Here is an 8,242-nt window from a genome sequence, read left to right as displayed (position 1 = left end):
CTGCGGCGCACCCTTCGCACGTTTGCGAGCCGAGCGGTATTTTCTCCGACGTACACGCCGCCGGAGAAAATGATTCCCATCTTCTTTGCGCCTGCGGGCGCAAACTCTGCGAGGCTTTTCCTCCCTCCAAAACCTTTGCCTGAATAGGTTTTCCGACAGTCTGAGCTGCTGCAGAGCGAGCGCTCTGCAGCAGCTTTTTGCTATGTACCGGGATCAAACATCCGGCGGTGTCCAGTCTACCGGCTCCGGCCACTCGATTCCCTGGCGGGAGACGACAGTGCGATCCATGAAATTGATCGCGCTGCCCGAGGACTCCATCAGGGCAAACAGGCCCATCACGGAAGAGCCGTCACTTTCGGTCCAGGCAAACAGGCACGGATACAGCAGGATGTCCACATCGTACAGGCATGCCTGCAACGCGGGGGGGAGGTCGCCAAAGGTAAGCTTTTCCGTCCCTGCTGCCTCGTACAGGGATCTCAGTACAGTCGGGATCTGAACCAGCAGCTGAAGGGACGCATAGGCGTTTGGGTATTTCTGAAGCAGGGCCGTGTTTTCCTCCATGCCGGCCCTGAGCTGCTCCGCACCCCATTCCAGATCATCCAGATTATCTCCAGAAAAACCGTAAAAACTGGTTGGCCGGAAGAAATTAAACCGATTGAAGAACATCCTCAGGCCGTATCGCAGCTGCACCTCTGCGTCAGACATTTCTCCACAGCCAAGCAAAGAGACTGATAATGCGAAAACGAGCAAAAGCAGAAGAAATCGTTTTCCTTTCATGATAATCTGTCCTTTCTTTCAATTCATAAATGCTTCTTCCTGCGAAGTTGTTCTTTCCTGCAGACTATTCCGCTCTGCTGCGGCCTCCCTTCACTCCTATATTTCACCAGAAACGGATTCCTGACACTTTTTTCAAATTTTTTATAAAAATTTTTTATCGACAGCCGTTTATGACCCACTTCGGGCGGGTAGAATCTCTCCAGATACCGGACAATGTCCGGCTAAGGGAGGGAGCGTAATGGTCAAGGGAACGACGCGGCAGGTCCTCGTGGTGCGGCCGCAGGAGTCCGACCTGTTTGAGCAGGCTATTTTTCTGCTGCGCGAGGAGGCGCTCGAGCAGCACGGTGTGACGGAGCAGGCCCTCCTGGAGGAGGCCCGCCGCCTTGCCGCCGCACCGCCGTCCGCACGACCGCGCCGCCGCATCCCGGCTCTCCTGTACGCCGCGATGGGAGCGGCATCTGTGGGGCTGGCGTGGCTCTCCTGCGTGCTGATCTTCTAAGGCAGCACCGTATTTTGGCCTTAACCGAATCATGCGGTACTGCCCCGGGGCTTCTCCGCCCGCTCAAAAAGACGAACGGGCAGAGTTGCTTTTTTTCGCGCTTTATGGTACAGTATGGGTCAGGAGGGATGGACCCATGCAGCTGTTTTCCGGCGATACGCCGCTTTTCCTCGCACCGATGGCCGGCGTAACGGACTACGCCTTCCGCACGGTCTGCGCGCAGCATGGCGCGGACGTGACCGTAACGGAGATGGTTTCCTCCCGCGCGCTCGTCTATCAGGACCGCAAGAGCCGCGGCCTGCTCCGCCGGAACGAGGGCTCGCTGTGCGGCGCGCAGATCTTCGGCAACGACCCGGCCATGATGGCCGAGGCCGCGCAGATCGCCGCCGGCATCAGCGGGTGCGACTTTCTGGACATCAATATGGGCTGCCCCATGCCGAAGATCGCCAACAACGGCGACGGCAGCGCCCTCATGCGCGACATCCCGCTGGCCGGGCGCATCATCCGCGCCGTGGCGGACGCCGTTTCCGTCCCCGTGACCGTAAAGACCCGCCTTGGCTGGGACCGGAGCTGCCCGAGCGCCGTCGCGTTGGCCCGCGCGGCGGAGGAAAACGGTGCAGCCGCCATCACGGTCCACGGCCGCACGAAGGCCATGCTCTATTCCGGCCGCGCAGACTGGGACGCCATCGGCGAGGTCGTGCGCGCCGTCTCCATCCCCGTTATCGCAAACGGCGATATCTCCGACCCCGAGCAGCTGCTGCGCTGCCGGGCGCACAGCGGCGCTTCGCTCTTCATGGCGGGACGCGCCGCCTTCGGCGACCCGTGGCTGTTCGAACGGCTGCGCGCTGCCCTGCGCGGCAAGACACCCCCGGAGCTGCCGCCGCTCGCCGACCGCGTGGACACGGCCCTGCAGCAATTCGCACTGGCGCTCGAGGACAAAGGCGAGCATATTGCCTGCCTCGAGGCGCGCAAGCATTTTGCATGGTACCTGCGCGGCGTGCCGCACAGCGGATTTTATAAGGAACAAATCTCCAACATTTCCGCCTTTTCCGACATAGAACGTCTGGCAAAAGAGATCAAGCGTGATCTGAGGTGAGCCCCATCGACGAAAAGCACATGATCCGGCTGGCAGCCGACGGCGATATGGCGGCGTTTGAGCAGCTCGTCACGACGCATCAGCCCGCCATCTACCGGCTCGCGCTGCGCATGACCGGCAATCCGGAGGATGCCGCCGACATGACGCAGGAGGCCTTCCTGCGCGCGTGGCGCGGGCTTGGCAGCTTTCAGGCCGATTCCAGCCTGTCTACCTGGCTCTTCCGGCTGACGTCCAACGTCTGCATCGACTTTCTGCGTGCTGCGCGCCGCCACCTGGTCGTTCCCATCTCCGGGCTGGACGCCGACGGGGAGGAATATACCCTCGATGCACCCGACCCGGCCAAGCTGCCGGAGGAGGAGCTGCTTGCGCGCGAGGAGCGGGAGGAGCTGCGGGCCGCCATGGACCTGCTGGCCCCGGAGCAGCGGCTGATCCTGTCGCTGCGCGTGGAAAATGACCTGAGCTATACGGACATCGCCGCTGTGCTTGGCGTGCGGGAGGGAACGGTCAAGTCCCGTCTCGCCCGCGCCCGCGACCAGCTGCGAAAAAAGCTGTCCCAGAGCGGGAACAAAGCGGCCGCCGCCTCGTCTAATCCGCAGAAAGGAGGTCGGGGCCGTGAACTGTAACGATTATCTTCCACTTTTGAGCGGACATCTCGACGGCGAAAACTCGCCGGAGGAAGAGCAGCGGCTGCAGGCGCATCTGGCGCAGTGTGCAGACTGCCGCGCACGGCTGCAGGCCTTTGAACGCGGGGACCGTCTGCTGCGGGCAGACACCGCCGTCCCTCCCGCCGGGCTGACAGCCTCCATTCTGGCAGCCGCCGCCAAAACACCGCAGCGGCCGGTCAAAAAGCCATGCCGCGCCTACTGGGGCGGGCTTGCCACAGGCCTTGCCGCTGCCGCGCTGGTCGTCTTCACTCTGCTCGGTCCGCTGAAGGGCTTTGCTCAGCAGAAGGCCAACGATACTGCCGCTACTGCCGCTCCCGGCGACGTCGTGATGGGATACAGTGGCAATGTCACGTCATTTTACCACGACGCCGCAACATCCGGTGTTGGGGCGCCCGAGTGCAAGGCTGCGGATACGGACGACGCAGCGGCCGCATACGACGGAACCGCCGCGGAGCCGCTGCTCGTCGTGCTGAAGGGCGCGCACGCCGACGTTCTGCCGGAGAGCAGCGAGCAGCTGTCCTCAAAAGAGCGCGACAGCTGGAGCGAGACGGCCGGGCTTTGGCCGGAGGACGTCCGCGCCGCATATCGCCTGCCGGCGGAAGCGCTGCCAAAGCTTCTGGCGGACTGCAGCGGGATCTACGCCTTCACGCTCTCCGCTCCGGTGAAGGAGGCAGCGGAATGCATCATTCTGCTGGCCGCAGAGGATTAAACCGATACCGCTGCAGAGCAAGCCGTTCTGCAGCGGCTTCATATTATCAGGAGGTATTATGTGCACTGCAATCACCTATCAGCCGCGTGAGCTCTATATGGGCCGCTCGCTGGATTACGAGGCATCCTATGGCGAGGAGATCGTCATGCTTCCCCGCCGGTTCCCGCTCCGCTTCCGCCACGGCGGCGGCTCGGAGCAGGGCTATGCCATCCTCGGCACGGCCCATGTGGCGGACGGCTATCCGCTGTATTACGATGCCGTGAACGAAAAAGGCCTCGGTATTGCCGGGCTGAACTTCGTCGGCAACGCCCGCTATGCCGCGCCGCAGGACGGGCGGCAGAACGTGGCGCAGTTCGAATTCATTCCGTGGCTGCTGCGGCAGTGCGCCACGCTGGCGGAGGCCCGGCAGCTGCTGCAGGCCGTCAACCTGACGGGAACGCCGTTCAGCCTGCACTTCCCCGCCGCCCAGCTGCACTGGCTGCTCGCGGACGCGACCGGCGCCCTCACGCTGGAGCCGACGGCCGCGGGGCTGCAAATTTACGAAAATCCTGTCGGCGTGCTGACGAATAACCCACCGTTCCCGCAGCAGCTCTTCGCGCTGAACAACTATATGCATCTGTCGCCAAGACAGCCGGAGAATACCTTTGCGCCGGATGTGCCGCTGCAGGCCTACAGCCGCGGCATGGGCGCGCTCGGTCTGCCGGGCGACCTGTCCTCCGGCTCGCGCTTTGTCCGCGCCGCCTTCACGAAGCTCCACTCCGTCTGCGGCGAGAGCGAGGCCGACTGCGTCGGGCAGTTTTTCCACATCATGGAGACGGTCTCGCAGACGCGCGGCTGCTGCGAGGTCGCACCGGGAGAATTTGAGCGCACGATCTACACCTCGTGCTGGAATGCCGCGCGCGGCATCTATTACTACACGACCTACGGCAACCGCCGCATCACAGCCGTCGACCTGCACCGCGAGCCGCTGGACGGCACGGCGCTGCGCCGATACCCCATGCTGACGGCAGAGGACATTCTCATGCAGAACGGGGGCGCGGACGCATGATCCCCAGGCTTCTGATCCTGATCGGTCTGGTGCTGGCTGGATTTTCTGCGCTTTTTTACCTTGTCACGCGCGTGCACCGCTTCCGATTCTCGCTGGCGCTGGCCCGCGGCAGGCATGGCTGGAGCTGGGTGATCTCCGTGCTGGCTGTGCTGCTTCCTTCTGCCGCGATCTGGCTGGCGTGGGGCTATATGAACGCCATCATCTGCCTGCTCCATCTGGCGCTGTTCTGGCTGCTGAGCGACGCGCTGTTCGCCCTGCTGAAGCGGCTGCACGGCAAGCCGTGGCGGCGGTATTACGCCGGGCTCACGGCCCTGCTGCTCACGGCCGCCTATCTTTCGGCCGGTTGGGTGCAGGCGCACCACGTCTGGCAGACAAACTATATCATTCATACGGACAAGCCCGTCGGCACGCTCCGCGTCGCGCTGCTCGCCGATTCCCACATGGGCACCACGTTCCACGCAGACGGCTTTGCCCGCGAGCTGGACCGCATCGCGGCGCAGAAGCCCGACCTGCTCGTGATCGCGGGCGACTTTGTCGACGAGGATACGGAGAAGGACGACATGCTCGCCGCCTGCAGGGCGCTCGGGCAGCTGGATATGCCGGTCTACTACGTCTTCGGCAATCATGACAAGGGCCTGTATGACAGCAAGTGCACCCGCGGCTTCACGGGCGACGACCTCGCCGCCGAACTGACGGCAAACGGCGTGCATGTGCTGGAGGACGAGATCGTGCCGATCGGCGACGCCTTCTGGCTCATCGGCCGGCAGGACGCCTCAGAGGAGCTGGGCTTCGGCGGCGGCCGCGCATCCATGGCTGAGCTGACCCGGGGGCTGGATACGGCGCGCTACTCCATCGTGCTGGACCATCAGCCGCATGACTATGATGCCGAGGCGGCCTCAGGCGTCGATCTCGTGCTCTCCGGCCACACCCACGGCGGACAGCTCATCCCCCTTGTGCAGCTCATCCGCTGGTTCCACCTGCACGGCGACGACGCCGTCTACGGACAGGAGCGGCGCGGGGATACGGACTTCCTCGTCACGTCCGGCATCTCGGACTGGGCCATCCTGTTCAAGACCGGCTGCCGGTCGGAATATGTGATCATCGAAATTCAGGGGACATAAATACGGACGAATGCCGAGAGGCAGCTTGTAGCGGCGCTCACTGCGCATCCGTAAGGCGGCAAAGCCGCCAACGGCTGCGCAGGGAACGCCGCTACAGTCAAACCTGGCGGCGTATACGGTCGGCGATGCCTTTCCCATTCCGGCAGTGCCTTCCCGAGATTGCCACGTCAGCCTACGGCCTCCTCGCAATGACAAATCTGGTGGCCGGTGCGGTCGACGGGGTACACAGAAATTTGCAACTGCCAATGGCGCTCAGGGAGCGCCGCTACAGACGCAATCGGTGCACACCATTTTAACGGCGGCTTGTACGAACTGCAAGTGCCTTCCCGAGATTGCCACGTCGGCCTACGGCCTCCTCGCAATGACAAACTTGAAGGCCTCACGCCGCAGAATCCCTGCAGCGTATGCTGCCAGCTTGCATGGCGCTCACTGAGCGCCGCTACATTTTTCTCTCGCGCGGCGGCCTTGTACAACGAGCGCCGCTACAGACGCAATCGGTGCACACCATTTTAACGGCGGCTTGTACGGGCTGCAAGTGCGCAGCCGGGAGGGACATGTCCCTCCCCTACATATTAGATTTCACTCGACCCGCTCCAGCCTGCACACCGTCTCCACATGGGCGCAGCGGGGGAAGAGGTCGACGGCCTCGGCGTGCGTGAGGGCGTAGCCCTGCTGCGTGAGGCTGCGGACATCGCGCGCGAGGGTGGCCGGATCGCAGGAGACATAGACGATGCGCTGCGGGGCCATGCGGACCATGGCCTCGATGACATCGGCGGAAAGGCCCTTGCGCGGCGGATCGACGACGATGACATCCGGCGTCTCCCCGGCGGCGCAGAGGCGCTGGGCGGCCTGTCCGGCATCCGCGCAGAAGAATTCCGCGTTTCCGATGCCGTTGCGGCGGGCGTTTTCCTGCGCATCGCGGATGGCGGCCTCAACAAGCTCGACGCCGACGGCGCGCTTCGCCTGCCGCGCAAGGCAGAGCGTGATGGTGCCCGTGCCGCAATAGAGGTCAAGGACCGTCTCTGTCCCGGTCAGGCCGGCTACTGCCAGCGCTTTGCCGTAGAGCCGCTCTGCCTGCGTGCGGTTGACCTGATAGAACGAGCGCGGCGAGATGCGGAAGCGCAGGCCGCACAGGATATCCTCGATGGCATCGTCGCCCCAGAGCGTGCGCATGGTCTCGCCGAGGACGGCGTTTCCGCTGCGCGTGTTCGTATTGAGAACGACGGAGCGCAGGCCGGGCACGGCCCTGCGCAGCGTATCAACCAGATCGTCCTCGTGCGGGAGACGCTCGCCGTTGACGACAAGGCAGACAAGCACCTGCTCCGTAGCCTCGGCATGGCGGACATAGATATGCCGCAGAAGGCCGGTGCGGGCGGTCTCATCATAGGCCGGAATGCTCCAGCGGCGGGCATAGCGCAGGACGGCGCTGCGCGCCTGCTCGGCGCAGGCAGGCTGGATGCGGCAGTGCTCCACGGGGACGACGTTGTGCGTTCCCTTTTCAAAAAAGCCCGCCTCGATGCCGGTCTTCCCCATGGCGACAGGGAACTGGGCCTTGTTGCGGTAGCCCTCGCACGTCGGCGCGGGCGTCAGGGCGACGAGTGGCAGGTTCTGCCCGCCGATGCGGTTCAGGGCGTCCGTCACGCGCTGCGCCTTGATGCGGCACTCCGCCGGATAGCGCAGGTGCCAGAAATCGCAGCCGCCGCAGCGCTTCGCGTCCGGGCAGAGCCGGGTGCAGCGGTCCGGCGAGGCCGTGAGGATACGCTCGATGCGGCCATAGGCCGCGTGCCTGCCGACGTGCGTGATGCGCAGGTCGTATTCCTCGTCCGGCGCGGCGTTCGGCACGAAGACGGCGCAGCCGTCCACCCGGCAGACGCCGAGGCCCTCGCTTGTGAAGCCGGAGACGACGGTACGGTAAATTTCGTTCTTTTTCAGCATACGATTCCCCTGTTTCGGATCGCGGAATGGGCCGGGCGAGTACCGACGGCGCTCTGTAGGGGAGGGGCATGCCCCTCCCGGCTTTGCGCTACCGGTTCGTACAAGCTAACGTTACAATGGTAAACGCCCCGATTGTCATTGCGAGGAGCGAAGCGACGTGGCTATCTCACGCAGCCGGTTACGTATTCGCCGGGGCCTTCCAGTTATCTGCCATTATGCTGCGAGATTGCCACGGGCGCGTAGCGCCCTCGCAATGACAAATCTGATAGCCTCGCGCCGCAGAATGCGTGCCGCAAAGATTGCCAACCTGCAAGACGCTCACAACCCGCAAGGGGCACGCCGCATCCGTAAGGCGGCAAAGCCGCCAACGGCTGCGCAGTGAGCGCCGCTAC

At 63.9% G+C, this 8,242-nt stretch carries 8 protein-coding genes; 6 read left to right on the top strand and 2 right to left on the bottom strand.

The window, feature by feature from the left end:
* Positions 1 to 213 precede the first annotated feature (213 nt).
* Positions 214 to 777: a hypothetical protein gene (locus WMO66_RS02020; RefSeq protein ID WP_349134745.1), complete on the bottom strand. Its 564-nt coding sequence runs from the start codon at positions 775 to 777 to the stop codon at positions 214 to 216.
* A 238-nt stretch (positions 778 to 1,015) separates the two neighbouring features.
* Here WMO66_RS02020 and WMO66_RS02015 point away from each other — a divergent pair, with 238 nt between their 5' ends.
* The 6 genes from WMO66_RS02015 to WMO66_RS01990 all read left to right on the top strand — a co-directional run bounded on the left by WMO66_RS02015 (position 1,016) and on the right by WMO66_RS01990 (position 5,915).
* The gene (locus WMO66_RS02015) at positions 1,016 to 1,276 is read left to right on the top strand and encodes a translation initiation factor 2 (RefSeq protein ID WP_349134744.1); all 261 of its coding nucleotides are present in this window, start codon (positions 1,016 to 1,018) and stop codon (positions 1,274 to 1,276) included.
* 136 nt (positions 1,277 to 1,412) lie between these two features.
* Positions 1,413 to 2,372, top strand: a complete 960-nt coding sequence (gene dusB / locus WMO66_RS02010) for a tRNA dihydrouridine synthase DusB (RefSeq protein WP_349134743.1) — start codon at positions 1,413 to 1,415, stop codon at positions 2,370 to 2,372.
* On the top strand, positions 2,369 to 2,995 hold the full coding sequence (locus tag WMO66_RS02005) for an RNA polymerase sigma factor (protein WP_349134742.1): 627 nt from the start codon (positions 2,369 to 2,371) through the stop codon (positions 2,993 to 2,995). The genes dusB and WMO66_RS02005 overlap by 4 nt, the downstream gene beginning before the upstream one ends.
* Complete coding sequence (locus WMO66_RS02000) at positions 2,985 to 3,746, top strand: anti-sigma factor family protein (RefSeq protein WP_349134741.1); 762 nt, start codon at positions 2,985 to 2,987, stop codon at positions 3,744 to 3,746. Before WMO66_RS02005 ends, WMO66_RS02000 begins: the two co-directional genes overlap by 11 nt.
* Before the next feature lie 58 nt (positions 3,747 to 3,804).
* The gene (bsh, locus tag WMO66_RS01995) at positions 3,805 to 4,794 is read left to right on the top strand and encodes a choloylglycine hydrolase (protein WP_349134740.1); all 990 of its coding nucleotides are present in this window, start codon (positions 3,805 to 3,807) and stop codon (positions 4,792 to 4,794) included.
* Complete coding sequence (locus WMO66_RS01990; RefSeq protein ID WP_349134739.1) at positions 4,791 to 5,915, top strand: metallophosphoesterase; 1,125 nt, start codon at positions 4,791 to 4,793, stop codon at positions 5,913 to 5,915. Before bsh ends, WMO66_RS01990 begins: the two co-directional genes overlap by 4 nt.
* Positions 5,916 to 6,494: 579 nt before the next feature.
* Here the strand turns inward: WMO66_RS01990 and rlmD are convergent.
* On the bottom strand, positions 6,495 to 7,850 hold the full coding sequence (gene rlmD / locus WMO66_RS01985; protein WP_349134738.1) for a 23S rRNA (uracil(1939)-C(5))-methyltransferase RlmD: 1,356 nt from the start codon (positions 7,848 to 7,850) through the stop codon (positions 6,495 to 6,497).
* Positions 7,851 to 8,242 lie beyond the last annotated feature (392 nt).

The organism is Faecousia intestinalis (assembly GCF_040096185.1).
Taxonomy (GTDB): Bacteria; Bacillota; Clostridia; order Oscillospirales; family Oscillospiraceae; genus JAZOXB01.
This window is presented reverse-complemented; position numbering and strand designations above follow the sequence as displayed.

Coding starts and splice junctions, on each gene's coding strand:
- WMO66_RS02020 (WP_349134745.1), bottom strand. CDS start 777: ATGAAAGGAAAACGATTTCTTCTGCTTTTGCTCGTTTTCGCATTATCA.
- WMO66_RS02015 (WP_349134744.1), top strand. CDS start 1,016: ATGGTCAAGGGAACGACGCGGCAGGTCCTCGTGGTGCGGCCGCAGGAG.
- dusB (WP_349134743.1), top strand. CDS start 1,413: ATGCAGCTGTTTTCCGGCGATACGCCGCTTTTCCTCGCACCGATGGCC.
- bsh (WP_349134740.1), top strand. CDS start 3,805: ATGTGCACTGCAATCACCTATCAGCCGCGTGAGCTCTATATGGGCCGC.
- WMO66_RS01990 (WP_349134739.1), top strand. CDS start 4,791: ATGATCCCCAGGCTTCTGATCCTGATCGGTCTGGTGCTGGCTGGATTT.
- rlmD (WP_349134738.1), bottom strand. CDS start 7,850: ATGCTGAAAAAGAACGAAATTTACCGTACCGTCGTCTCCGGCTTCACA.